This is a genomic window from Paenibacillus provencensis (assembly GCF_042678545.1).
Classification (GTDB): domain Bacteria; phylum Bacillota; class Bacilli; order Paenibacillales; family Paenibacillaceae; genus Paenibacillus; species Paenibacillus provencensis.
This window is the reverse complement of sequence record NZ_JBHTKX010000009.1, coordinates 31,664-57,970: the sequence shown is the minus strand read 5'-3', so window position 1 is coordinate 57,970 and position 26,307 is coordinate 31,664. Positions and strand designations below refer to the sequence as shown.

The 26,307-nt window shown below is 39.2% G+C and carries 22 protein-coding genes; 20 read left to right on the top strand and 2 right to left on the bottom strand.

Features of this window, described 5'->3' with window-relative positions; genetic code table 11:
* The first annotated feature begins 63 nt into the window (after positions 1–63).
* The 3 genes from ACFQ3J_RS25025 (at position 64) to ACFQ3J_RS25015 (ending at position 4,093) form a co-directional block, all read left to right on the top strand.
* Complete coding sequence (locus ACFQ3J_RS25025; RefSeq protein ID WP_090727777.1) at positions 64–1,680, top strand: stalk domain-containing protein; 1,617 nt, start codon at positions 64–66, stop codon at positions 1,678–1,680.
* A 713-nt stretch (positions 1,681–2,393) separates the two neighbouring features.
* On the top strand, positions 2,394–3,539 hold the full coding sequence (locus tag ACFQ3J_RS25020) for a GGDEF domain-containing protein (protein ID WP_090727774.1): 1,146 nt from the start codon (positions 2,394–2,396) through the stop codon (positions 3,537–3,539).
* 356 nt (positions 3,540–3,895) lie between these two features.
* Positions 3,896–4,093: a hypothetical protein gene (locus tag ACFQ3J_RS25015; protein ID WP_090727773.1), complete on the top strand. Its 198-nt coding sequence runs from the start codon at positions 3,896–3,898 to the stop codon at positions 4,091–4,093.
* Positions 4,094–4,691: 598 nt separating this feature from the next.
* Here ACFQ3J_RS25015 and ACFQ3J_RS25010 read toward each other — a convergent pair.
* Positions 4,692–5,528 (bottom strand): helix-turn-helix domain-containing protein, encoded by an 837-nt coding sequence (locus ACFQ3J_RS25010; protein ID WP_090727771.1) that lies wholly within the window; start codon positions 5,526–5,528, stop codon positions 4,692–4,694.
* Between the two features lie 909 nt (positions 5,529–6,437).
* On the opposite strand from ACFQ3J_RS25010, the gene ACFQ3J_RS25005 reads away from it, so the two are divergent.
* Positions 6,438–7,568 (top strand): replication initiator protein A, encoded by a 1,131-nt coding sequence (locus tag ACFQ3J_RS25005; protein WP_090727770.1) that lies wholly within the window; start codon positions 6,438–6,440, stop codon positions 7,566–7,568.
* A gap of 588 nt (positions 7,569–8,156) precedes the next feature.
* Here the strand turns inward: ACFQ3J_RS25005 and ACFQ3J_RS25000 are convergent.
* Positions 8,157–8,759, bottom strand: coding sequence for a hypothetical protein (locus tag ACFQ3J_RS25000; protein WP_090727768.1), 603 nt, complete (start codon positions 8,757–8,759; stop codon positions 8,157–8,159).
* A 483-nt stretch (positions 8,760–9,242) separates the two neighbouring features.
* On the opposite strand from ACFQ3J_RS25000, the gene ACFQ3J_RS24995 reads away from it, so the two are divergent.
* From ACFQ3J_RS24995 to ACFQ3J_RS24920, 16 genes are all read left to right on the top strand, one after another.
* On the top strand, positions 9,243–9,740 hold the full coding sequence (locus tag ACFQ3J_RS24995) for a hypothetical protein (RefSeq protein ID WP_090727766.1): 498 nt from the start codon (positions 9,243–9,245) through the stop codon (positions 9,738–9,740).
* A gap of 191 nt (positions 9,741–9,931) precedes the next feature.
* Positions 9,932–10,189 carry a hypothetical protein gene (locus ACFQ3J_RS24990; RefSeq protein WP_090727765.1) on the top strand — a complete coding sequence of 86 codons (258 nt, stop codon included), beginning with the start codon at positions 9,932–9,934 and terminating at the stop codon, positions 10,187–10,189.
* A 40-nt stretch (positions 10,190–10,229) separates the two neighbouring features.
* Complete coding sequence (locus ACFQ3J_RS24985; RefSeq protein ID WP_090727763.1) at positions 10,230–10,640, top strand: hypothetical protein; 411 nt, start codon at positions 10,230–10,232, stop codon at positions 10,638–10,640.
* Positions 10,641–10,859: 219 nt separating this feature from the next.
* On the top strand, positions 10,860–11,204 hold the full coding sequence (locus ACFQ3J_RS24980) for a hypothetical protein (RefSeq protein WP_090727761.1): 345 nt from the start codon (positions 10,860–10,862) through the stop codon (positions 11,202–11,204).
* An 866-nt stretch (positions 11,205–12,070) separates the two neighbouring features.
* Positions 12,071–13,939, top strand: coding sequence for an AAA family ATPase (locus ACFQ3J_RS24975; protein WP_090727759.1), 1,869 nt, complete (start codon positions 12,071–12,073; stop codon positions 13,937–13,939).
* Entirely contained in the window at positions 13,932–14,861 is a 930-nt protein-coding gene (locus ACFQ3J_RS24970) for a hypothetical protein (protein WP_090727757.1), read from the top strand. The genes ACFQ3J_RS24975 and ACFQ3J_RS24970 overlap by 8 nt, the downstream gene beginning before the upstream one ends.
* Before the next feature lie 1,615 nt (positions 14,862–16,476).
* A complete protein-coding gene (locus tag ACFQ3J_RS24965) occupies positions 16,477–16,737 on the top strand; it encodes a hypothetical protein (protein ID WP_139237041.1) in 261 nt (86 codons plus the stop codon).
* A 70-nt stretch (positions 16,738–16,807) separates the two neighbouring features.
* A complete protein-coding gene (gene nusA, locus ACFQ3J_RS24960; RefSeq protein ID WP_090727753.1) occupies positions 16,808–17,887 on the top strand; it encodes a transcription termination factor NusA in 1,080 nt (359 codons plus the stop codon).
* Positions 17,888–18,240: 353 nt separating this feature from the next.
* Entirely contained in the window at positions 18,241–18,414 is a 174-nt protein-coding gene (locus ACFQ3J_RS24955) for a hypothetical protein (RefSeq protein ID WP_170862575.1), read from the top strand.
* 239 nt (positions 18,415–18,653) lie between these two features.
* Positions 18,654–19,109, top strand: a complete 456-nt coding sequence (locus ACFQ3J_RS24950) for a hypothetical protein (RefSeq protein ID WP_090727751.1) — start codon at positions 18,654–18,656, stop codon at positions 19,107–19,109.
* A 16-nt stretch (positions 19,110–19,125) separates the two neighbouring features.
* Positions 19,126–19,923 (top strand): helix-turn-helix transcriptional regulator, encoded by a 798-nt coding sequence (locus ACFQ3J_RS24945; protein ID WP_090727749.1) that lies wholly within the window; start codon positions 19,126–19,128, stop codon positions 19,921–19,923.
* A gap of 26 nt (positions 19,924–19,949) precedes the next feature.
* Positions 19,950–20,552: a hypothetical protein gene (locus ACFQ3J_RS24940; protein WP_090727748.1), complete on the top strand. Its 603-nt coding sequence runs from the start codon at positions 19,950–19,952 to the stop codon at positions 20,550–20,552.
* Positions 20,553–20,776: 224 nt separating this feature from the next.
* On the top strand, positions 20,777–21,106 hold the full coding sequence (locus ACFQ3J_RS24935) for a hypothetical protein (RefSeq protein ID WP_090727746.1): 330 nt from the start codon (positions 20,777–20,779) through the stop codon (positions 21,104–21,106).
* A gap of 137 nt (positions 21,107–21,243) precedes the next feature.
* Positions 21,244–25,152 (top strand): DNA topoisomerase 3, encoded by a 3,909-nt coding sequence (locus ACFQ3J_RS24930; protein WP_090727744.1) that lies wholly within the window; start codon positions 21,244–21,246, stop codon positions 25,150–25,152.
* 102 nt (positions 25,153–25,254) lie between these two features.
* Positions 25,255–25,590: a hypothetical protein gene (locus ACFQ3J_RS24925; RefSeq protein ID WP_090727743.1), complete on the top strand. Its 336-nt coding sequence runs from the start codon at positions 25,255–25,257 to the stop codon at positions 25,588–25,590.
* Between the two features lie 13 nt (positions 25,591–25,603).
* Positions 25,604–26,287, top strand: a complete 684-nt coding sequence (locus ACFQ3J_RS24920; RefSeq protein ID WP_244533619.1) for a restriction endonuclease — start codon at positions 25,604–25,606, stop codon at positions 26,285–26,287.
* Positions 26,288–26,307: the final 20 nt, after the last annotated feature.

Below are 26,307 nucleotides of genomic sequence, written 5' to 3'. Positions count from 1 at the left end.
ACGAAGCACGCGCACATCTCCTATGGAGATTGTGCGCTTATTTGTTGTTAGGGGGTAATTATTTTGTTGAAGAAAACAGCAATATGCGCGATTACGGTCATAACGCTTTTAGCCAGTCCTTCGAACTCAAGAGCTGCCGAAGGTATATCTGTATATCTCGATGGAAAAAACATGGAGTTTGATCAAGATCCTCAGTTGATTAAGGGAAGCACGATGGTACCAATGCGAGCAATATTTGAGGAGTTGGGTGCCCAAGTGAAATGGGACAGCAATTCAAGCTCGGTGACAGCAACAAAAGGAAATATAACGATCAAGCTAACCATCGGGAAAAAGGAAGTATTGAAAAATGGAGATGTTTTTAATGTTTCTGTCGAGCCAACAATTTTAAATAGTACTACATACGTACCGCTTCGTTTCGTAAGTGAGTCATTAGGCACTAACGTAGGTTGGATTAAAGAACCTAACACCGTTATAATTAATTCTGCTAAACTTCAAGAGTTTAAAGTCGAGCACATACGGGATGGAGATACATTTGAGGGCATTTATAAGGATGGTCCTAAAAAAGGCCAGAAAGATGTTATAAGACTAATCGGAGTAGATACTCCCGAGACGGTCAAGGAGGGTAGCGCAGTAGAGTACTGGGGTCCTGAGGCTTCGAATTATACGAAAAAAAGTCTTAGCCAACAAACAGTATTTATTGCTGAAGATAAGTCAGATGATCCATATGGGCGGACACTGGCATACGTGTTCTTAGAGAATGGGTTGATGTATAATGCGGATCTAGTAGCCGGTGGATATGCTCGAGAGTTAACAATTGAACCAAATTCTAAATGGAAAGATTTATTCTCTCATCTAGAAGCAGAAGCTAAGTCCTCAGCAAGAGGATTGTGGTCAAAGCCTTCAAAGGAATCTGAAAATAACACACAAACAAATATTAACTATCTTAAGGAAAAGGCTTCTGAATACGGTTTTATCGATGGGGAGTTTGATCCAAAAGAAGTTGTTACCGAGGAGCAACTGCTTAAATTTTTGATAATCGCTCTATTCCCAGAAGCTAAAGCGATTTTCCTAACTAAGTCTTTCTATGATCTTAGCCAAAATGAAAAGGTCCAAAAAACAATCGACTATGCGATCGAGGCAGGTTTGATCCTTAAAGATGAAATCTCAGATATTGATGAGCCCTTAACACTCTCATCTGCAGCAAAAATTACTAGTAGGGCACTCCAACTAGAAGAAATCGATCAAGAGTTATCCTTACTCGATTTTGGAATCAATTTTGATCAAACTGATTCTAGCTCCTCACTTACATTAGGCGACACCATTTTATTGGTTGAAAAGACAGCCCGTGTTCATGATTCATTAAAGGAGTATTTTAGACATATGGCAGTTGCCGTGGAGAATTCAGAAATTGTAGAACAACTATCGGCAACACTGGCTGACAAACAGCTAGCAGAGAAGTTAAAGTCCTATGTAGCAAACGTGAAAGGCGTTATATCAGATCCGGAATTAATTGCTACGGTTACAGAAGGAGGATCACAGTTAATAGGCAACTTAACATCGCTCCTCAGCGGCTGGAAAGATGCAATGAATATTAACAAGATCAATGCGGCGATCGAGCAAACCAGCGAAAGCATAAAAAAAGCAGAACAAGCACTAGAGGCTGCAAAATTATTAAACTAGATTTTTAAGATTCTCGGTTTGACTCCGAGTGGTTCTAATGGATAAAGCAATCATTTTACGAATATATGTAAATGATGATTAGGGTTTTCATTGAGCACGAGGCACTAATGTTGTATAATAATACTTAACTGAATAACCAGAAACGCGAAGCACGCGAACGCCCATTTAATAGGCGTTCGCTTTTTTTATTCTTATTTCATAGTGAGAGGGGAAATTTAGGATAAGTTATTAAGAATATTGCCACTAACTAATGAAACAATAATCACACCATAAGTGTCACTTATTCTAGTTCAATAAATATTTAGTAACTTTGATTGCAAAGGGGTTCATTATGCGCAAGAGATACAGATATCTTTGGTTGGCATTGGGACTAGTCTTAGTGTTTATATTTCGATTACAAATCATCCTCCCCATTGCATATATATCGACTGGATTTCTTTTTTACCTATTTTTCTTTTGTTGGGCAAAAGCGAAGAATCTAGATGAGAGTTACAACGGTTGGTACTACGTGTTGAATTCAGCAAAAGGAATGTTTTATTTCCTTCTGAGCGGTTCAGTTTTATGGGGGCCGGTTTTAATAACGCTATTCCTGGAGATGAAAGAAAAATTCAAGCGAGACAGCAAGCATGCCTGGATGCAATATATAAAGAATCCGATGCAAATGCACCGTGACTGGTTCAATAATTTTTATCAATGAAAAGGAGTGGTTGATTATGTCATTACTAGATTTATTTAATGGAGTTAATGGAGAATTTGTAAGAGTAGCACTCATTATTCCAATAAGCGTCTTAATGTGGTTATTATCTCTGCAGTTACATGCAAAACGAAAAAAGAAATCATATGCGATGCTCTCCAAAATATCATTTGGATATATGATTTTTAATGTAGTAAGCTTTATTTTACTTTTAATAGCTGCAGTCACAAGTACCGAACTCTCATGGCTTGTTAAAGCTATAAATGCAGTATCCAATTCGAGTTTATTAGTGATTCTATTTGGATTTTATCGAATTCACAACAAGGCAGACATTAAAACTTACATATTATTTTTCTTACCTGCAGCTGTATGTTTCTTTACGGGAACTTTCTCCATTTGGGCAGGAAGTGCCTTAAGCGCTATCTCTGTATTGGGCATTACCATCCTTTTTGGAAAAAGAATAAGTCGAGGAAAAAGTGTTTGGTTATCTACTGGCATTTTTGTATTTGCATTATTATGTTCCTTATTGGCCGATCTGATTCCTGCAATTTCAGGGGGGATGAACCTGATCTATTCTCTTTTAGCACCTGCTGCATACGTAGTTCTATTTGCAACTTTAATGGATCATTCACTTGTCATAATGCAAAGCTCTTACGTATCCGCAATCACAGATCCATTAACTGGTTTATTCAACCGCCGCTATTTTATGAAATACATTACGAAATGTGTAGATCAAAATATACCCGTACATATTATTTTCACCGATATCGACAATTTTAAGAAATTGAATGATACAAAAGGGCATAAGGTTGGGGATGGGGTTCTGAAGGAAGTGGCCACCATTTTAATGGAAGAAGTTGATGGCCTTGGAATCGCAGGTCGTTATGGTGGAGAAGAAATGGTGATGTTAATTCTCAATGAGGATGTAGACATGGTTGAACTAACCGAAAGAATGAGGAGACGTATTGAGCAAGAATCGATGGTAACTGCAAGTATCGGTTACAAGATATTTGAAAGTGGATTACCACCTGAAGTGTTAATAAAGCAAGCAGATGAAGCGATGTACAATGCTAAACAAACTGGAAAGAACAAAGTAATGGAGTATGGAGGAGGAAGCCAGGCTCTGATTAAACCAGAGGCACTAAAGGTTGTTTCAAATGCATAAATACGATCAAAATGTAGATTTCCGTAACGACAAAGAGTTTTGTGAACATACCTGGAGTGAAGCTTATTGCTTCAGCGAGGACTTCACAAAGATCGTGTCTAACGGTGAAGAATGTGAGTATTGTGGCTTGAAGAGAGGACAGATAATTTAACATATTATTATAATTACATTAAACTTTATGAAGAGACAAAGCTTACAAAGCCTTGTCTTTTTTGTTTATGTGGAATAAAATGTTGTTTATAGTCAATGTGACTCACTACTTTTTTTATATAGGTATTTAAAGGCCCTTATAGATTAAACGGAAAATATCAATATTGCGATAAAAACTTATTCAGAGTAAGAAGGGACCAACTATTATGAAAGCACCTAAACGGTTTTTAAAAGAAGCGCATGGAGTCTTTAAGGTTGTGGGTCTTTCATTTAAGCCTCAAACGACTTCAAATCAAACACAAGAGACACTGTCAATCGGATTTAAAATCGGGGATTGGGACAATCCCATCAATTTGGTACCGTATTTCATTGAATCTGATCACAGTACACCTTATATTCATTAATCATACACTAACGACGCTCCTTATTAAGGGGCGTTTTTTGATTGTTTTTAGAACCAATCCGGAGAAATTTAGGGATAAGCTGAAATACAGAAGCTGGTTCCCCTTATATACACTCATCAGAAAAAGGTGAATAGTGCATATGAAACATTAAATTATACTTAAGACCATAAACAAAAGAATATGTAGAAAATACATGCTCGCTTGTTCCATAGCCTTTTTCAATAGTAAAAGAAAATGCTATTAGCCCACAAGATACATTTCAGATTAATTTTGGTTCTCTTAATAAGACCAAGAGTCCCCTGTAATCAATCCAATCAAGTACCTTTGTCCATATTTTCCAAACAGAAGGGCATGTTGAGCAATCTCACAGAACAACTGAATTGAAAATGTAAGCTCAAGCCTTAATGAAACAAGCTGACTGATACAAAAAATAATGATAAAGCATCAGCAGTTCATTCATTGTACTTGGAGCTAGGTTTGTTTTTGCTAGAAAGAGCCCCTCTATCTTCTTAAAAGAATAAATTATTCTCCTCGAATCAAATTTAATGAGTCTTCTTGCAAAGATGTATACATCTATTGAGCATTTTGATTTGTAGATTTATGAAACTATCTTTCCGAATCGGATCCCTAATTCTGTTAGAACTTTTAGATTTTCATTACGAAAGGTTGAAACAAACCAAGCGATCGGATTAGCAATTTTCCTCTTTACCAAATAAGTAATAAACTTATCAAAGGTGCGGTGGATTGCTTCGTAATGAAACTTTTGAATCTCCTTTTTGATTTGAGGATAAAGTTCACTTACCAATCTAACAGGAAGGTTGTATACTTTACAGGTTTCCAGAAACTCTTCTTGTTTAAAGCTTAATATCCCCGTCCCGTGGTCTTTAATCATTTCGTTAAAGACTTGTGCATAACATGCATAAGTTTTAGATTGTTTCTCACGCTCGCGCGTTATATATTCTTCTTCATCTTTTAAATCAGTAGAAGGATAAAGATCTAAAGATTCTTGATTCTCAAAACCTGAATTATAGGGTGCATCTTGTGCACATGGAGAATTCGTTATAGGTGCATCTTGTGCTTTTTGTGCATGCTGTGCATCAGAATCATTTTTTGATTTAGCAACCTGTTCATCAACGATTGTGTAACGATTAGATGTTTGTTTACGAGTTCCATCTGCAACTTCTTTGAAACGACTAAACTTTTCAATCATGTTACGTGCTTGGAGATCCTTAACCACGTACTGTGCTTTACGTTTAGACATCCCACCTGCAGCAGCGATGGTGTCGTAATCGGGAAATACATCACCGTATTCCTCTTGATGCATCTTGATTACAATCATAATTATTTTTTCATATGTTTTAAGATCCGAGTTATTAAGGATGGATTTAATACCATCAAACAAAAATTGGTTAGAGTGATTGATGCTTTTTGGCATGAAGAAGCCTCCTAATAGAGTTTTTCACGCCGGAAACCCTTGAATTTACTGGAACTGTCTCGTATAATAGAAGGGCACCGGCTAAGTTAAAGTTGTTTTTGGGCGACCTTAACACGGCCCCAGGCATACTGTTTTTTTGCGGAAACAGTATCCTGCGGAATAGCATTGCTGAATTTGAGTTAGCGGCTCGACTCAGCGGTGTGCGGTTTTTTTATTCGATCGGCCTAAAGGCCCGGCCCCCACTTCGGGGGCTTTTTTTCTTATCTAGGTATTTTTATATTACTCATGGCATATACTTCTAATCTAGCCTACCGTCATTGTATTTTTTGATATTTTTCGCGTCAAGGTATCGGGGGCGAATATACATCTTAGATTTATCGGGGACGAATAAACAAATTATCGGGTTTGAATAGACAGTATATCGGGGGCGAATATACATTCTAACGGGGTTGAATGTTCGGAAAATTTTTTTTGGTATATTTTCTTAGATTTCGCAGGGTATCGGGGGCGAATATACATATCAACGGGGGAAAACGAACAATCGATTTTTTAAAGGTATTGATATGTTCGTTGACATCACTCTAGCTGGAGATTCAAAGTATCGGGGCTGAATATACATTACTCGAATATAAGTAGTCCAATGGGGCACCAACATTGTTAATCATGTGGTGCTTTTTAATTTTCCTAAAAGGTATCGGGGGCGAATATACATCATAAGAATACAGATATTTTAAGTATCGGGGTTGAATATACGTATTAACGGTATTAAGTCTACATAGTATCGGGGGCGGATATACAATTGGTACTCGAATCTTATCAGATCATTCGGATCTGTGTTATTCTAAAGCAGTAAGTATAAATATACTGAATATATGTACAGAATATCCTGACAATAAAGGAGCTGTTACCATGCCACGTCGAAAAGTAAATATCGATCAGTGGGTCTCTAAGATAGTAGTGCTTGAGCTCCCGAAAGAAGACCCAAAAGTCCAGGACTTAATTATAAAAGCTGCAGATCAACTAAAGAGTAAATCAAAAGAAGAAGCTCAAAGACACATTCGGGATGAAGGTCAGAAAGAACTCGAGTTAACTAAACTACTCCTTCAACAAACGAACACACAAGAAGAGGCAGATGCCATTAACAAAGAAATATTTAAACACCAAATCAAGCAGATCATTTGGAACAAATCTCAAGAAATTAGAAGAGCAACCTACTACAACAAGCCTTCACACCCATATGGCCATATATTTGCTGAAGGTGCAATTTCCTCAATTTCTACTAAGCGGCAAAAAGCCTTATCTGCAGCAGAAGATGGTGACACTTTAGTTCGAGACAATCGTCGTACGCGTATCTATCATCCAGCCAACAAAGAATTAACATTGCAGGATGCAAAGGTATTAATCGGTATTCACAAACTCTGGGAGGAAAGCGGAAAGCAGAAAGAGTTTGAATTTACAATATACTCGTTGGCCAAAGCAATGAATCGTGATACAGGTGGTAAGACGTATAATGAAATTTGGCAGTCCCTTGAGGTACTACAGGACAGTAAATTCGAGTTTTGCTACTACTACGAGAAGGGGATTATTGATTCCTTAGATCGTATCAATATTCTCCAAGCTATTGGACGTAAAGACCGGCACAGCACATTCAAAATTATGTTCTCGGATATGATCTATCGCTCGCTGCAATCCGGAGCTATTGCATATCTTAGTCTAGCCATCTTAGAAGATCTTAAAACAGACACTGCGCAGAACTTGTATCTTTTCCTTCCGGCGCAGGTTGGACAAGGGATTACACGTTGGCCTCTGGAAGAAATATCAAACCTCATGGGTTCCAAGGCGACACGTCCAGTCTACAAGAAAAAAGCTGTTGAGGATGCTTGTAAGAACATGGTAGAGATTTCTCTTCTTGAGGAATTTACTATTCATGAAGATGAAACAGGGACTTCGTACCTTGAAGTAACACCAACCAATTTATTACTGAACTCCACCAGTATGGCAAACCAAGCAGGTGTTCAACAACTGTCGCTCCCTATATAGGGAGCGTTTATTTGTATATTCGCCCCCGATACTAAAAAAACGTGTGTAGTGTTAGAAATAGTGAGAAAACATTGGTTAAAAATCTCGATTTATCAAGGGCCGTATTCAGAATTAGTGAGAATGATCTTCCCTTAAACGTTGCTGTACTGGCCTGATTTTCACTATTGATGAGATTATCCGCCAAAGGCTAGATGTATAATTGTATAATTATTCGCGGAATGTATAGCCGTATATACTTCATTCTGAGGACCTCTTACCGTTTAATCAAACAAAAAATGCTTACCGTTTGAATAAAGCAACGGTAGCACTAGCCAGAAGACAAGTGACGCTTGTAAATAAAATAAGATACATTGAACAAACAGAAGTATTGGAAAAATAGAGCAGCTATGCATGGGCAATTGTTCATACGAATCAAAGCATAATAATTCAGTACTCGATAATTTTCATCTCATTAATTTAGAAATTATTCTCACTAATTATGACACCACACTGACCCTGAGGTAAGAGGAGTACACTAGTATGATGAAATGTATATTCGCCCCCGATACATAGAGTTTTTCTCGTTGTCTATGATGGAGTTGGATATGTTTATCCAAAGCATTGAATAAATCGTTTAATCATATCTTTTTGTTTTCCGATCTTAAGATGATGTACGAATTCAAGAAATACAATAGCAACTAGCTCGTCCATTCCAATTTTGAACGATTTAAACATTTGTTCGAGATCATATAAAACAATTTCTAGTCTTAAAGCTGTTTTACGTGGCACCGTGAGTTCAAGAGTATAATATTTAACCCTACGTGGCTTCTCTTTCAATTGAAGAGAAGAGCGGCCAGGGGAAAGTTCAACTAATTCTTCTATAGTTTCTGTTTTAGAGAGGTACTTCTTCTTCATTTCCAATAATGAGGTTTTCAGATCCTCCATCTTAGTCGTGGTCGTGACATGAAGGAAATCTTTTAAAAGCAGAGCAATGAGATCGACAATACTTAGTGCCGCATCATCTTCGAGTTTATCAGCTATATCCTCTAAAAAGACCTGTGCACGCAACACTTCGTACTCAGGTAAATCAATCTTCATGAACACAGCAGTTGATCGTGAAGGGAGCGTGAGTATAGTACTTAGAATTCCTTTTATGTTGCTACGGCTTTGCAAACTATCTAACTCTGATCTAATTAGGCTATATTTCTTCATCAGTGGCAACCTCCAGCGGACTTAGATTTTCTATCATTCTATGTCTGCGATTAGTAGATATGCCTCATGTTTAAAAGTCAAAAAGATTGGCAAGATTGAAGATAGAATGAAAAACGGGAAAGGGTGGAATAGCATGAATAAGAGGAATAAAGAGATTACAAAGTCCGAGGCGAAGGAATTAGCACGAATCATGAAGCAGGCGAAGCGGGAACTTGGAATCGTAGGCAGCCTTAAGAGGAAAGCGAACTAATCAAATTATGTACTAAACAAAACGAGTTTATGTATTGAAGGAACAAGCAAAAAATGATAGGATTTACGTAATCGAATACACGAAATGCGAAGTACGCATCTACTCCTTCTCTGGATTAGATGCGTTTTTTGTGACAGAAAACATCCATTTGATACAAGTGAATTTAATAAGGTCACTATTGAATGACCCTTGGGTGACTCTATAAGAGGTTTAATTTACTAACGGAGGTCAAGATGGTGAACAATTTACGCTACATAGAGAAGAATATCAAAAATTTGTTCAGGGCAATTATTATATTCCCAGGATCATTATTGGTGGGGAATGGAATAGATCAAGTGGGGCAGTGGTTTAGACTTAGGTCGTTATCTCCTATGGAAATCATTATTTCGGGGTTTTCATTCATACTAGTCTTTTATATTATCCCTCAGATAATTAACAACTTAATGGCCATAAAGAAGATTCGAAAATATTATCCTATCACTAATGATGTTATAAGTGAACATCGCGAGTTCTTTATGGAGAATATCGATCAAGAGATTACATTCCTTCAGCAAGCTGCCGATACTTTTATAGAAAGAGGTATGCGTGACGACTACAACCTTTTTATTGAAAATCTGCAGACAATGAAAGAAATTAGATCATGTATTATTGGAAACCAAAAATTAGAAAGTAAATATTTAACTCATCTAAACCAAGTTTTTAATCGTGGCTATCTTTTAAAAAAGATGTAGTTTTACAAAAATATTCAGTAGATTATACTTTGAAATTTAGACTCCGGGAATCCGACATTATTGAAAGTTTATTGCTATACTTATAATGTTGATTGGACATTGCCGGAGGTTAGCGTTATTTACCTAAGTGGCAGAAGTCATATTGTCGTCGATGATACTGACACCAGACATTTACTAAGGGGGAATGTTGAATGGAGACTTATATATCAGAACTTGGAGATATAGTTGCAATAGGTTTATGGTTCATATGTTTTTTAATGATTTTATCGATAATAACTGAGAGTATTCGTAAAGCTTTGAGTCATAACCGGCAGAGTGTACAGGTAATAGATACAAATGATATGGAACTGGTATCAAGAGAAGAAACAAATGGAGTAATAGAGGAAGTCTACATTAAAGGGAATAGAAAAGTAACCGTCAGAGCTTGGAAAGATGAAAATGAGGAGTAAATTATTTATAAACATCTTTAATGGATTAAGGGGTTACTTCATGAAGCGTTTATTTAGTTTGATAGCCGTTCTATCAGTTTTCATCTTATCCTTATTGGTTTTCATCCTCATAACAATTAATTCAAAAGCGGAAATGATGAAAACATCTCTGGTCTTAACGAGTCCCACTAATTATGAGTCTCAAACAGATGAGACGTTTGAAAAGACAGGTATTATCAATAAGACTTATAAGTTGGAAGGTAAGAAAAGCAGCAATTATAACATGATGATAGTCGGGAGTATGACTATACCAATAACATGGACGGACTATACGGAAGAGCGTTATTACGTTCTTCTGGAAGGGATGGAACTTACCGCAGATCAGCAGGTATGGGAACAGCTACAGCTCTCTGAAGGAGAAGTTGTCACAGTAGAGTTTAATCAAAATTTACATATAACAAAGATTATTTAGCTAGTCGAACAAAGAAGGCGACCCACGAGTATAACTACTCATATGTAGAAAGTAACATGATGGAGTGAGAAGAGGATAAGGCACACGCCAGATTTAGATGCTACGTATACCTCAAGCATGCTTGTTGCATAAGCATCATTGTGAGCCACGTAGATCGTCTGCGCGTGTTTTTATTTCTTTAGCGGATTCATTACTACAAAGGAAAGGGGCACGATCGCGATGTACCAAACCCAAATTGATAGTGATGATTCTCAAGCACATTTAAGTCACATTATCCGGATGCGAAAAGACTCTCAATTTGATCAGTCACAGATCAACGGTCTTGCCCGGTATATCAATGAACATGAAAAATGCTTAAACAATACTATCTACCTGGAGGAACTGCTTTTAGTAATCGATGGTCCAGCGACAATCAGATCATTTGAACAATACAGTAGGACACTCTATCGGATTGCCAACCGAACCAACCTTGATTTTGAACCTGCTCTATCGTTTCGAGCCTCAGTTAATCTTGAACTCCTTCGTTTTTGGGCAGATATAAATGGGTGGAGGAAACATATTTAATGAGTATTAAGTATTAAGTGGAAGTACCCGTTGCTAGAGCGTAGTGTGTAGCAGACGAAGGTCGTAGCTCATGCTAACGCTTTTTTGTGAAAACAGACTATCATTAAGAGAAAGTCACCAAAAAGTCACCTTTGGGTGACTTTTTGATCATGTTAAATGTACGGAGAAAATAATGTAGTAGACTGAAGGGATTGATTTGACGCGGTTTATGCTTTGAAAAATCGTCAGGTTTCGAAATATAAGTATTAGACAACAGCGGCGGAGACCAAGACTGAAAATAAAGTCTTAGACTGCCGCTGTCTTTGTTCAACTAAAGTTTTCCGTTAGCTTAGTCTGTTAGCTGGTGTAATCTTCCTTTGCGCATTACAATGACCTTATAGGTTAATAGTACTACTTTGCCCAAGAATTTAAATACGAGGACTCTACTTGGTTGATTTGTCCGGATATGGAACGTCGGAATTTTCCTCGGACAGTTGAATCAAGAAATTTAATCCGGCGGATTTCAATTTATTGCTTTGCGTCTTCTACGGGAAGTTGCATGAAGCCGATACGAAGTTTTTTAAGTAGCTTCAATAACAGGAACTTTCGCGTGCGAAGGGGTAAGTTACGATGTGGTGATCCCCATTTCTGTTGCGGGTTATACGGTGAAGAAGAGTCAGGATAAGAAGAAACAAGCGCAACGTCGCCGCCAACGCAATTAGAGAAGAGCTTGAGCAGCTTAAGTATGCGCATATAAACATTTTGTTACATGTACCTTTGACATAAGGAGGCAGGAAAGTTAAATAAATCAGAAACAATAATATTGAGTAATTGATGTATTGAAGAAATGATAAAGCGGACAGTAAAAGATCAAGAAAGGGGAACTTATGGAAATCTTATATATTTGGTTTAATGCTTATGGACCATTCCATCAACAAGGATTTCAATTGTGCGGAGATCTTCGTTTCAATTTTGAACGAAAGAGCGGGGTGTTATCCGTTAGTAGAAACCCCGACTATGTGAAGGGTTTTTTCCATGATCGTATGGCACCCGAGGGTGAGGCAGCCGTCGTAACAAATATTACAGCACTGATTGGCAGTAACGGTGCAGGTAAGACGACTCTTCTAAACTATATCAAACAATATCTCGTTCGTGCTATGGGCATGAATATTAAACAAGCATTGGTGGTACTTCGGAATGAAAAAGGTGAGACGATTGTTTTATATGATATATCGAATATCAAGTTAGAGGCCGTAGAGGATCAGGGTTTACTTCACCCCCTAAAGATATATCACGATCAAAATACCCATCAGAAGCTGCCGGATAGTTCGGTCATCTACTTTTCAAATATTTTCGATCATGCTCTAGAGACGACAGCCAATAACTATTACAATCTTTCGACAAACTATCTCATCAAAGGAGATCACCTGAGACGATTGGATTACAAACACGGGGATTCTAAGCAGAGTCCAATCGATGTGCATCGAGACGAGGATTTGAGCCGTCAGGTATTTTTCGTCTATGATTATCCGATTCGTTTTCCGGAGCAGGAACTACCTTTCCGTCTTCCTGGTAATCTCTTGGTCAAAATCCGGAACATCGACACGGGCGATTTTGGCAGCCTTGGGCAACACGCAGATTATTACCATGATCTTAATGATTATGTGAATAATAAAATTGATGAAATAACCTCTGAAAGAAGATATAACAAGAAGCCCTTATTGAGAAGGAGAGTATTCCTCTTAATAACTTATCGAGCAATGGTGTACTCTTTCTTGAAAGAGGTCACTGTATTCTCCAACCTAAGATTATTAGAGAAAGATGATCCGATTCTATCTCTTATAAATGTACGTAGCGATAATGAGGCGTTCTCTGATTATGTTAAAAAATTATTTGAATTTACGCTTGGGCGTTTTGACGACGCCATGATTCAAATGTGGCTCACGAATTTACTCGATATGGTCGATTATGTCTATGAGTACTCTATTTTCGTATCAAAATCGCCTAACATACCCGAACAACCTAATCTTAAATTACCGATTATGCAAGAGACGTTATTGAAGAGTCCCTCGTACGCTTTTGTACAAGCGTATCGACGCTCCTACCGTTCCTTTCCTTACTTTGATTTCGAATGGCAGCAACTCAGCTCGGGAGAACGAGCATTTTTAAACGTTTTCTCTAGATTGTATTCAAGGGACGATGGAGAAGTATTTGGCAGTAACGTCAAGTTAACGAAACATATACTGCTACTAATTGACGAGGGAGAGTTATACTTCCATCCTGAATGGCAACGTCGATTTATCGATACATTAATACGATTTTTATCTGTAGTTTATGGTCCTGAGCGGAGAGTGCAGATCTTGTTGACATCCCATTCTCCGTTCATATTGTCTGACTTACCTAACTATTGCGTCTCTTTACTCGAGCATAGTGAGAGGGGGACGAAAGTTAGAGATGGAACGACAGAATTTCACACTCTAGCTGCTAATATCAATGATTTGCTTGCAAATGGTTTTTTTATGCGAGCAAACATTGGTGAATTTGCCTTACAAAAGGTTAACGATGCAATTTCACGGTTGAGGTTGCTTCGCAATGAAACAGGTGAAGAATCTAAAGATTCGTCCGGCAATCTCAGAGAGGAAATTGATTATCTTCGTTCTATTATTCAGCTTGTCGGTGAACCGATTATTGCTGGCCGAATGCTTGAGTTGTTGGGAGATAGAGTACATAATCTAGGAGAGGATAGACATGATTAATATATACGAAGTGTCACAGGACGCTCTTGCACTGAAGCATTACGATGCGGTTGTCCAGGAATTAAGAAAGAAAAACACACGTATGCCCTCAACTCTTAATAAGTGGTTCAAAAGCTTTGATGTAAATTATACATTGAAGCACGTTATCACAGCGAAACCGAAAGATTTGCGTGTTATTATGAATAAATGCAAATTAGATAAATATCCTGGGTATATTATGGAACTTCATGACATGTATAAGATGAAATTTTCAAAAGCGAGTGGATACATCGGTAAAGCTAAAAATAAGTATAATGCAGTACAGCTTATGGAGAACTTAGGGATTGAAGTATGCCCACTCTGTAACAGGAACTATATAACAAACGTAGAGCCTGAGGGTCGAAATTTAAAGCGTACCGGACAACTTGATCACTATCATGACAAGGCAACGTACCCCTTTCTTGCAATGTCGTTCTTTAATTTAGTACCCGCCTGTTACGGATGCAATCATACAAAGAGTTCATTTGAACTTGAACAGACGCCATATGGTGAAGTTGATTTAGATCCCCTCATTACATTCAAAGTGTCATTTAACAAAATTGAAGACATATATGACGAGCAACATGTAAAGGTATCGCTAGACAATCATCCTTCCATCCAGAAGAACATAGACGTGTTAGGTCTTCAAGATAGTTACACTAAGTATCATAATAAAGATGCTTTTTCAGTGGTAAATACATTCAAAAATTATAACGAATTAAGTCGGACCTTGATGATTGAGAATTTCAGGGAATTGTTTGACAATGAAGATCAGTTGTGGAATATGATATTTAGTGAATATGTTGGTTTAACAGACAAACTAAAATCTGTGCCTTTAGCAAAGCTTAAAAAGGACATCTACGAACAACTTGAAAAATACCGTCAGAGTAGTGTATTAAGTTGATATTCCTTCATATCTTGAAATGAATAAATGCTACTTTTGGATAATCGATTGATTAAGATCATTAATGGCCAAGTAAGCTGTATATGTCAAAAAAATTTGAGTATTAGACTCAAAGGATCATTCTGCTGGTGAGCAGAATGATCCTTTTTTAGATTGGCTGTTTTGAAATTATGGATGTACTCATTATGTATAAAGCAGGAGAAAATCCTTCCGAAAAGCAGGTGCCAACCTGCATACGTTCCGAAAAATGTTTATTTGGAAACCGAGTGCCCAAGGTGAGCCTCCCATAGCGGTACGCTCCCGCGCCTTCGCTTGGGCTACGTCCTCCTCATTATATTCCATTTCCAATTATCTATTAAAGAACATACGCGGGTAGCATGCAGTGCTTAAACAGGGGGACTTATCTTAACCAAAGCACTAAGAAAATACTTTATTTTTTGAAGACATTAAACCAATCAGAAAATTTATCCTGGTCCTCTCTCAGGATAGACTGTTTTTTGCGGTCTAATTCTTTAATTCTCATTTATATCCGACCAATCTAACCCCTCTTTAGCCGACAATTATTCCATATGGATTTATCTATTGATTCCATATATAAGCCTATAACTTACAACTCGCTCACAGGACTACACCTCTTTTACCCCTTCTCGCATCTTCTACTTCATACCCTCTAAACTTTTGCTTGACGACTTGGCCTGCCTGTTGTATTTCCAGCCTTTCAACCATGGTTTTAGATCTGTTTATAGAAATCTGCTGCTTTTTTTGGATTCAGATATGATCCCAGGCGCGCGGCGCGCCCCCACCCCCACCAAGACAAAGGCACACTAGATTCGTATTTAGTTGCAGATTTAAATTCTGCAGTCTAGATCCGTACTTAGTAGGACCAGGAGTAGAAAATCGGGTATAAAGGGGCAGGAAAAGGTAAGTAGCCTGAGATGTAGGCGATATAGTTGTCATTGTCCTTTGATCGAGTTGTGAGTTAGAATGATATATATGGAAAGTAAATGTGTACAGGTGTCTGGCAACTGAGTCCGGCCAGGGTAGGAGCTTACGGGATAATGCTGTCAGGATGTGTCTTTATGAGGTGTTTCCCCTCCTCCCTACCGCGTTTACAGTCCATAACTATACAAAAAGGGGGGCGGTTTTGTTTCATGCTAGTTTGAAGAATGATTGCTATTGATAGTTACACGTTAGTACACTCTCGGTATGTCCATAAGCCAAACATCTACTGATCAGACATTAGGCAATGAACAAGTTTACTTCCTCTTCAGCAGAAGATCATTAGTTGCTATCTATAAACACATGCTCAATTATCGTAATAAGACTGAATAATTATTATTCCGTTATAAGTCATTTGATGGAAAGTACTCAGTCAAAATCATGGTATTGCCGAAAATAATAATAAGGGGATCTTTGGGCTCGAATAAAAGGGAAATAGCAATTTAAAGTTTATAAAGTCGTCTGTACTTGCAACAGTTCTCGCTGACTCGTTTCTTTCTTGAGGCTCTTTACCTTTCGAGAATGATGATGAGTAAAGCCATCGTCCACCACTAAGCGTACAGGAGAAGTTACTTCAGAGGATTACATAGAATCGTTCATGGACGTAGGAAGAAAGTTGCGAGTTTGGTTATGGCCTTATGAGCCCTACGGTGTTGGTCATCACCGGTTAAAGGTTGCAGTACGTGACCCTGAGAAGCGGCTTCTGTGGGATGAAGTCAACGCGGATGAAGTCTATAAGCTTGAAGTTATTGACACATCTTATATTGGGCGTCTTCCGGATCAATATGATGAGCACCGCGATCCAAGATTGATTTTCCACCTTTACTTAAAAGAACCTGAGACGATAACAGAGACACAAATTGATGCAAAACAATAGCTATGAGTACCGAAAAATAGTAATAGAGAGCAGTTCTAGCAGATCTGCAGATATGAAAAGGAGAATTGATATGAACAGAGATTTTGTAAAGGCACTTACGGAAATCGAAAAGGATAAAGGTATACCTAAGGAGGTGCTCCTTGAGGCTATCGAAGCAGCCTTAGTATCTAGTTATAAAAAGAAATTCAATACCGCCATGAACGTCCGCGTTGATATTGATCGAAAAAACGGAGCGATGAAGGTTCTTGCTCGCAAAATGGTCGTCGAGGATATCATTGACGAACGATTAGAAATCCTTTTTGATGAAGCAAGAAAGACACACCCTGAAGTTGAACTCGATGAGTTTATCGAAATAGAAGTCACGCCTCGTGAATTTGGCCGACTAGCAGCCCAAACTGCTAAAGCTATCGTTATGCAACGCATAAAGGAAGCTGAGCGTGGCATCGTTTATGATGCCTATGTCGGTAAGGAAGAGGAGGTCGTTACCGGTAAGGTGCAGGGCCTTGATTCCATGAACCTATATATTCTCCTCGAAGGAACCGAAGCTGTACTACCACTCAATGAGTTGCTTCCTAAAGAACGATATAAATTAGGAGATAGCGTAACAGCATATATTTCTAGTGTTGAAACCTCGACCAAAGGCACGTTAATCTATCTGACCCGTACACATCCTGGTTATCTCAAGAAGCTGTTTGAAAAAATGATTCCGGAAGTTCAAGAGGGTAAGGTACTTATTAAGTCTATAGCACGAGAGGCTGGTCAACGTTCCAAAGTCGCTGTAACTTCCGACAGTTCTGAAGTGGATGCTGTAGCAGCATGCGTAGGTATAAAAGGACAGGTCATTCAATCTATTATGGCCGAACTGGGTGGAGAGAAGGTAGACATCATCAAATGGTCGGAGGCACCTGAGGAGTATATCGCTAATTCACTCGCCCCAGCCAGCGCACTTGAAGTAAAAGTATTTGAGGATGAAGAAGAGGACGAGCCAATCGCTCGTGTCATCGTTCCGGACCATCAGCTTACACTGGCTATTGGAATTAAAGGACAGAACGCGAGGCTTGCTGCTAAACTCACGGGTTATAAAATGGATTTATATAGTGAAGATCAAGCATACAAGCAGTTCAATCGTCCCCGTACTCTGCAACAATAGATGATCAGAGAATGTAATCCAGAGGAAGCCATAGCGGACTTCTTGAAAAAAAGATAGTATCGTATTAAATAGGGGTCGATGTAGTAGCGTGTCTTAAGAACACCTCGCCTAATGCCAAGTTCAGTGGTAAAATGAAATCGGCAAATTTTGAAAAAACTTATAACGAAATTCAATGCGTATAATAAGTTCTAAATATGCAACTGCATGCTACGTTGTATACACTAGCTCACAGAGCCCACACACGAAATAAAGGATCTTTTTCAGCCGCTGGACTTTGATAGTTACCAGGCATCTATGCAGATTCCGATCATTACGTTTGATATCTATACAAGACTCAAGAAAGAAGGAAGATAATGGACGAATTTGACGTTATCCTAAGTAGAATAATATTAGTAATTTCCATTGTTATATTGTTTTCTATCTTGATTTTACTTGTTTTTGGTCGTAAACCATCAAAACCTCAAATTGTAAATATAGATACAGATAAAATGAAAATGGTATCAAAGGAAGAAACAGAAGAACATTAAGTAAACAATCTTAAAAATAGAAAAGGCGCTTCCGGGATAACGAAAGCATCCTAATTTGATTACCATATTCGACAGTTTGATGAGGTACTTATTAAGTATTGTAAAAAGCTCTTCGTCATTCTGTCGTAAGAAATTATCTTCGTCCAATTAGTATGCCTTTGATTACCTTCCGGTTATGAATGCCGATTGCAAAGACCACTAACTTTAGGTTTTAACCGGGAATTGAGAGGATGAAGACATTGCAGTTAATAATCAGGCTGGGGATCACCCTAGTAATTATTACTTTGTTCTTTACAGCAAACCATTTGGAAACCGGAATAATCAGCAATTTCTTCCGGATCATTGCTACTGTAGGCCTGTTTCAAATTATTGTGTCCAACGTTTTGTGGAAAACGTATAATGCCCGAATGCAAGAGATGATTAACCAGGGTGTAATTGTTGACGATTATGACACACGTCTATTTATCAACGCAGCAGTAAAGGGTGGATTCATCGCATTTGGTATTCTTATCGTTTTATATTTGCCGAATTACATCGCTGTCGGTTGGGTATGGATTATTTCCTATCTCGCCGCATTCATCGTAGTTCAACGTTCCGTTAAAGGATATCTACATCAACGTAAGACTTCAATGCATCTTCGCTCAGAGGCCCAGATGATGGTCCCAGCAGATTACACAAGAGCAACAACTGAATGAGAAAGTGAGGGATATCATGCCTGCCAAGGATGAAATTCAGCTCGGACCCGATCGTTTCGGTCTCAGCGAACGGGAAGTCATGTTTTTGCTCGTATTTCGAGAGCTGGGCAACACTTCCGCTTCGCCTGCAGATATTTTCGAGATTGTCCGTGAGGAGTTGGCCACCATTGAACGCGGACGAGCTCGTTCATATTTTTATAGCGTCGTGAGTCAAATGGAATCCTTTGGCTGGATTGAAACAGTTCGCTCCGAGAAGAAAAACAACAAAAAATACTTCGCTGTCACTAAGAGCGGTATAGAGAAAGTTGACAGTCTTCGTGACTCTTGCATGAATTCAATTATGAATCTTAAAAAGACGGCAGATCACTTTGCATATCATATTACTGGAATAGGTAATTCAGAGCCTAACCAGCTCTCCCCTGAACAAAGAAAGATGTTTAGTCGACTGATCAATGTTCGTCATCTGATTCGTTTCTTGGTACTAAAAACCTTATCAGAGAAAGACCATAGAGAGGAAACTGGAAAGAACATATACCGCCTCTTCAAAGAAAGATACCAATGGCAGCCTGCTGAAGGGTACTTCTACGAGTTGGCACGCGAAATGGAAACTGAACAAGGCTATATTTGTGGAGAATGGACTACATCTCGCCGTAATTCCTATGTATACCGTATAACAGAACTAGGAGTAACCTCGATTGAAAAGGAAGCTGAGTCTGCAATGTACTTTATCAGGCAGCTGCAGAAGTATACTCATTTCATACTGAAGTTATTTCCTGAACATCATAAAAAGACAAATGCGTTTCCTCTTGAATAGTACGTCACATTGCAAGGAGGTATAACATGCAAGCACTAAATTATACCCTAGAACTCTTCCGGAAAAACGATGTGCCCTTCAAGCTAAGTAGTGAAGAGAAATCTGAGAGAGAACTGAAAGTGACCCGTATTTCAGTTTCCCAAGAACACATCCTTAAGGGGCACGTACAAAAGTATCTTAAAATTGTAGAAACATTAGAAAAGAAGAAACAAAAGGGCAGGAACTCTCTTATATTCCTTTTCAAGGGATACGAGCAGGAGCCACGCCATATGTATCATGTACCGGAAATTAAAGCATGGGTGGAGCGTATGTTTAGAAACAAACCGAATCTATTCTATATGCTAGTCAATATGAATGAAAACTACATCCACGACATGGTACTTTGTCTAGTAAAACCTGAAGCGCTTACTGTTCCCAAAGCGATGCAGAGGTACATTGCGGCCTCTTCAGACCTCATATTGAATGGTGCAGATGTTACCCCAGCGATCCGTAAAGTTACGGAAAGTACATTTTTGTATGCTAAGAAGTTAAAACATAATCCTGAAGAGTTAATGGACATCTGTATGGCACTACTAGACAACACCCAGTACGAGCAGCACCTTGCTAATCAAAAGGCAAAAAGCAGTTAATCGTTTAAGGAACCTTCTAAAGCCGCGCAAATTGCGCGGCTTTATTTCTGTTTAGGCACTTAACTTAGTGTACAATATGGTAGGTAGTAAAGAAATGTGATATGTGACGCTGCAGCTAGACATCTTGAACCAGCTAAACAAAAACTTTGGCCAGTTAACATGTTATAGAAATTGGCCATAATTAACGGATCCTCACTATAAATCTAATCGGAAGGACTATGAATATGACAACACCAACACATCCCATGATATTAGCATATGAAATCTTTTATTTTGAAGCTGGGAAGACTTATTATCTACCTGGTAGTAAACAGCGAATTCTCTTAACCGATAGCGAATATGATATAAAAATAGAGGAACTTCGTCATAAAGAAATACAATACATGCTGCTCTATGACTACATGTTTGCCCTAAAGAAAGATAAATGGGAAGCTGTGCCTTCGAGTATCAATATGGATGAAGTAGAGTTTTACTATGAACTTTCAATAATAAATGAAGAAGAGTACATGTTGATTAAATATTTATATTCAGAGTATACCAAACCGAAGGGTTAATCATCTGTTAACTATCATAAGGTGACCATTTATCCGTTTTCAGGTATAATAGATGTAATCAAATACTCTTAAGAGCGAAGCACGCTTCTCCCAATTGGGAGTGGTGTGCTTTTTTTGTTTTAACATAGGAGGGCAAAATGAAACTTATTATAGCAGAGAAAAAAGACCAGGCTAAACGCCTAGCCGCGCCATTCCCCACAAAAGCTGAAGGGTTCGGCTATATCGAAGTTCTGCCCTGTCCTACTTTTCCTAAAGGAGCTTATTTTGCATGGGCAGCAGGACATTTAGTTTCTTTAAAGGAACCGGAGGATTATGATCCAAAATTTAAAGAGTGGAAGTTGGAACATCTCCCCATACTTCCTGAACAATTCAAACTGAAGCCTGCTAAGGGAAAGGAACGACTATTTACTCACCTGAAAAAACTAATTCAGAATAAGAGTTTCACTGAGATTATCAATGCTTGCGACCCCGGACGTGAAGGTGAGGCAATCTTTACACTGATTTATCAGCTTAGCGGAAGCACAAAACCTGTTAAACGGCTATGGACTTCCTCTCTCACAAAAGATGCTGTCACAGCTGCGTTTCAGAAACTGCTACCAGAGTCTGAAAAGAAAAACCTCTTTTACGAAGCATTCGCACGCTCATGTGCCGACTGGCTTGTTGGTATGAACACCTCGCGTGCCTACTCGATCCTTCTTCGAGAGAAGGGAATAAAGGGGGAGGGGTTCTCCACTGGGCGTGTACAAACTCCGGTACTAGCTTTGATAGTTGAACGAGAAGAAGCAATAGAAACCTTTGTTTCTACCCCGTTTTGGGAAGTTGTTGCTGAGTTTAATTTTGGCGGCCGGAAGTACACTGGTCGGTGGTTCGCCGGTGATCATAATCGTCTTACAGATAGGACTAAAGCAGAAAAATTGGCTAGTTGGTGCTCAGGTAAAGCAGCAAGCATTGAAGAAATAGTAGTTGAAGACAAGGAAATCAAGGCTCCTCATTTTTACAGCCTTTCAGCACTTCAAACGCTTGCCAATAAACTCTATAAATTAAGCCCACAAGAGGTGCTGGCTGCTTGTCAGAGCCTTTACGATGAAGGGTATCAAAGCTATCCACGTACCGACAGCGAATACATCACAGAAGAAGAAGCTAAGCAATTCCCAACCTTCTTAGATGAAATAAGCAAGCTTGGTCCATATGCACATTTGTTTCCAACACCTATACAATCGGTCATTGGAAATAAAAGGTACGTTGACCCGTCGAAGGTTTCAGATCACTACGCTATTATCCCGACTGAAACGATACCAGAGCTAAATTCCCTTAGCGAGAATGAAAGACTTATTTATGATCTTGTGGTCAAATCTGTTATTGCAGCGCATTATGAAACGGCGATCTTTCAACACACGACTATTTTGACATACATCGGAGATCAATTTTCTTTCTCAACCAAGGGAAAGCGTTTGATCCGAGAGGGCTGGCACAAGGTAATGCAGATAGAAGATCCGGACGAAAAGAAAGAAGCAGACCCAATGATACCAGATGTAAGGAAAGGGGAAGAAGGCATTACATCGAGTTGTGAAGCAAAAGAAGGCTGGACATCAGCTCCTAAGCGTCTTACTCAAGGTGATCTCATCCCTTTAATGAAATCCGCCGGTAGTACTTTGGGAGATAAAGAGCTCGAAAGTATTATGAGAAAAACACATGGACTAGGAACAGAAGCCACGCGCGCGGGAATCATCAAACGCCTGAAGGATCAGGGTTACATCGAAATTAGAAAGAACCTCGTGTATCCTACAACAAAAGGACGTACGCTGATTAAAGCGATCGGGTTATCAGCTCTTTCGTCTGCTGTCTTAACAGCAAAATGGGAGCAAAAATTGAGTGAAATTGGTGACGGACGTTATACTCACACAAGTTTCATCGATCAAGCTCGTAAGCTGGCAACCAAACTCGTTACGGACGCTGGTGAATCAGTAAGAATGATGGATTTGAAAACTGTTGTGCCAATATTACCTCCTGCCATATCTACAATTGAAAAGAGTATAGAAGGAGGTTCGCTACAATCAGAACACTCTTCAGGTAACGGACGTTTAGAAACTAACGGAGAATCGGCCTTGTCGAATCCATCGAACAACTCAAACACTACACCTGTCTCCCCTCCGGTAAATCAATATCCTGCCCAAGTAGGAGTCGATAACAAGATTAATCACGATCTGTTTGATGCGGCCGTTAAGTTCGTTATCGAGTCAAGCCAAGCATCTGTATCAATGTTACAGCAAAAATTGGGGCAGAATTACACACTTTGTGCCCGTATAATCGATCAAATGGAAAGAGAAGGGATCATCTCAGCCTATGCCGGAAATACGCCAAGACAAGTCTTAATGACAATGGATCAATTCCGAGCTAATTCCGGCCAGAAGGCATTAAGTAAACCCACCCTAACTACTGATAAAAAAGCACCAACAGAAACTACAACGGCACATCGTTCTAGTCAATCGTATGCTGAATCGGAAAAGAAACTCAGCCCAGTTGAAGGTCCGGGGAGTGAGTATGCTGGCCCGAACGTTCCGGAAGAAAATCACCGTCCAATACGTCAGATAGCAGCAGAGCAAGACTTGGGACCATGTAAAAAATGTGGAAGGCCGGTCATTGATAAGGGTGTCCTATATGGCTGTAGCGCCTGGGAGGATACTCGCTGTGATTTCAAAATCAGTAAAACGATCAAAGGAGTGGTGATCCAGAGAGAGATAATTAAACGTCTTCTCGAAAAAGGTTCAAGCGGGTTAATCCGTGGCTTTATTCAAAAATCAAAAGACCCGAATAAGCCTGATTCAACATTTGATGCAGTTCTTGTTTTTGATAAAGAAGGTAAATTGTGCTGGACATATCCAAGTTTGGATGTGCTGAAGCTGCCAACGTATTTACTCAAAGTACCAACCGTTGCTCCACCCTCTGAACAAGAACAGAAAAGGGAGTTTACCGAAATTGAGAAGGAGGCTGCTACACTTAAACTTCCTTCCAAGGTATTAAGGGCAACATATGGACCACGGGCAACACGTTATGAACTTGCTCCTGAGCCAGGTCTCAACGTAGCAAACTTCAAGCGTTATAAAGCGAATTTTCAACTTGCGCTACGAGCGGAAACAATTATTATTGATGCTCCGATTCCCGGTAAGAATGTGGTGGGCATCGAGATACCGAGTAAGACACCATATACCGTAAATCTTCGATCATTGCTTGAAAACAAAGAATTTTTAGCATCGAAAAAGGCACTTTCTTTTCCCCTGGGAATGGATATGTCTGGAGAACCTGTTTATGCGGACCTAGCGGAAATGCCACATTTGCTTGTAGCTGGTGCTACCGGTTCAGGGAAATCCGTGTTCTTAAACGAATTAATTGTCAGCCTTCTCTATGGCCAGACACCAGATAAACTCAAATTTCTGTTCATTGATCCTAAAATGGTGGAACTTTCAGTCTATGAGACGATACCTCATTTGTTTGGTCCTATCGTAACTGATGTCAGACGGGCAGGAATTGCACTGAAGAAGCTTGTCATTGAGATGGAGAAACGCTACGAAATTCTAAGGAACTACGGTGTCAGGAATATTCATTCGTACAACGATAAAACCCGGAACGATCCTAATGCGCCTGGTATGCCATACATCGTACTAGTAATTGATGAGTTAGCAGATCTAATGATGACGACAGGTCCTGAAGTTGAGGATTGTATCCAACGTCTTGCTCAACTCGCACGAGCTGCCGGCATTCACATGGTAATTGCAACTCAACGGCCATCTAAAACTGTTTTGTCACCGGTTATTAAAGCAAATCTCCCGGTACGGATCTCATTTGCTGTAGCAAACCATCATGACTCTCAGGTTATCCTTGACGCACCTGGTGCAGAAGCATTGCTCGGTAAGGGGGATATGTACTACCTTCCGAAGGATGGAGCTAAGAGACGTCTCGTATCAGCTTATGTCTCTGATGAGGAGATCGAACGAGTAACAAACCACATTACAAATAGCACTACATCAGCAGCCTCTGCAAGCCGATAATCTCTCAAAATAACAGCTCCCGTTTTTTGCAGACATTCCCTGGTCATAGCATAATGGGGGTATGTATTAACAACTATTCGTATTTCGGGAAGGTGACTGCATATGTGTGGTGTTGATTTTTCACAATACCCAATCGTCAATGACTTAATCAAGACATGCGACATGGATATCGACCGGGAGCATATTCTTTGGCTGAATGAAACGCAAACAGAAGCTGCGGTGCTCCTCGCTGAGATGCATCTGATGTGCAAAGCAGCTCTAAGCGACAGCATACCGCTGCGACTGCGCTCCAAAGTAAGCTCAAATTATTACCATTCCACTATCAATAGCAAGGTCCACGTCTTTGCTGCTAACCAAGCACTATCAGATCTAGGTATGACGGAAAAGGATTTATCGAAACTATACTCGCATAAAAGACCTAAGTTAAACGTTAATTGATCGGGGGATAGCCATGTGGCGTATACGTCGCAAAGCCAAACGAGTCTTCAGCAACCTGTTTAAGATTGTTATTCTATTATTTACACTCATGATAATCATTACAGTTATGAATCGGAATACTGATAATTCTAACAATCAGCCTTTAGTACAACATATCAACATAAATTTTGAAGTTGCTGCTTTTTGGATCCAAACCGTCTTTAGTTGGATTAAGTCTTGGGGATTATTAGTTGTCGCCTTCACTATTATCATAATTGTGTTATTCAAAGCAATTCCATATCACCGGAAGATGCAACGAATTAAACGTTCCGATATCCGTGCCATTGACCAGATGACAGGTGATCAGTTTGAAGAATTCCTAGTATTGTTTTTTCGTTTGCTTGGCTATTCTGCTAAAAAGACGAAGAAGTCCCGCGATCAAGGCGCTGATGTCATCCTGAATATCGATGGAGTAAGAGTTGTTGTTCAAGCAAAGAGAGTACGAAACAAAATCTCTAACTCTGCTGTACAAGAAGTAGTTGCTTCCAAGGCCTTTTATCAGGCGACTGATGCGTGGGTCGTAACCAACTCATACTACACTGAACCAGCAAAGGAATTAGCTCGAGTTAATAATGTGCAGCTGTGGGATAGGGACCGTTTGATCAGTGAACTTTCCAAGATCAATATGAATAAACATAACCGTACCGTTACGGATTAGTAAGTAAAAGACTCGCTGGG

Bases quoted from the DNA above. Each gene is read 5' to 3' on its own strand.
- ACFQ3J_RS24970 (WP_090727757.1), top strand. From the start codon at position 13,932: ATGATTAATATATACGAAGTGTCACAGGACGCTCTTGCACTGAAGCAT.
- ACFQ3J_RS25005 (WP_090727770.1), top strand. From the start codon at position 6,438: ATGCCACGTCGAAAAGTAAATATCGATCAGTGGGTCTCTAAGATAGTA.
- ACFQ3J_RS24955 (WP_170862575.1), top strand. From the start codon at position 18,241: ATGGACGAATTTGACGTTATCCTAAGTAGAATAATATTAGTAATTTCC.
- ACFQ3J_RS25015 (WP_090727773.1), top strand. From the start codon at position 3,896: ATGAAAGCACCTAAACGGTTTTTAAAAGAAGCGCATGGAGTCTTTAAG.
- ACFQ3J_RS24985 (WP_090727763.1), top strand. From the start codon at position 10,230: ATGAAGCGTTTATTTAGTTTGATAGCCGTTCTATCAGTTTTCATCTTA.
- ACFQ3J_RS24945 (WP_090727749.1), top strand. From the start codon at position 19,126: ATGCCTGCCAAGGATGAAATTCAGCTCGGACCCGATCGTTTCGGTCTC.
- ACFQ3J_RS24940 (WP_090727748.1), top strand. From the start codon at position 19,950: ATGCAAGCACTAAATTATACCCTAGAACTCTTCCGGAAAAACGATGTG.
- ACFQ3J_RS24975 (WP_090727759.1), top strand. From the start codon at position 12,071: ATGGAAATCTTATATATTTGGTTTAATGCTTATGGACCATTCCATCAA.
- ACFQ3J_RS24920 (WP_244533619.1), top strand. From the start codon at position 25,604: ATGTGGCGTATACGTCGCAAAGCCAAACGAGTCTTCAGCAACCTGTTT.
- ACFQ3J_RS24995 (WP_090727766.1), top strand. From the start codon at position 9,243: ATGGTGAACAATTTACGCTACATAGAGAAGAATATCAAAAATTTGTTC.
- ACFQ3J_RS24990 (WP_090727765.1), top strand. From the start codon at position 9,932: ATGGAGACTTATATATCAGAACTTGGAGATATAGTTGCAATAGGTTTA.
- ACFQ3J_RS25010 (WP_090727771.1), bottom strand. From the start codon at position 5,528: ATGCCAAAAAGCATCAATCACTCTAACCAATTTTTGTTTGATGGTATT.
- ACFQ3J_RS24930 (WP_090727744.1), top strand. From the start codon at position 21,244: ATGAAACTTATTATAGCAGAGAAAAAAGACCAGGCTAAACGCCTAGCC.
- ACFQ3J_RS24925 (WP_090727743.1), top strand. From the start codon at position 25,255: ATGTGTGGTGTTGATTTTTCACAATACCCAATCGTCAATGACTTAATC.
- ACFQ3J_RS25000 (WP_090727768.1), bottom strand. From the start codon at position 8,759: ATGAAGAAATATAGCCTAATTAGATCAGAGTTAGATAGTTTGCAAAGC.
- ACFQ3J_RS24935 (WP_090727746.1), top strand. From the start codon at position 20,777: ATGACAACACCAACACATCCCATGATATTAGCATATGAAATCTTTTAT.
- ACFQ3J_RS24980 (WP_090727761.1), top strand. From the start codon at position 10,860: ATGTACCAAACCCAAATTGATAGTGATGATTCTCAAGCACATTTAAGT.
- ACFQ3J_RS25020 (WP_090727774.1), top strand. From the start codon at position 2,394: ATGTCATTACTAGATTTATTTAATGGAGTTAATGGAGAATTTGTAAGA.
- nusA (WP_090727753.1), top strand. From the start codon at position 16,808: ATGAACAGAGATTTTGTAAAGGCACTTACGGAAATCGAAAAGGATAAA.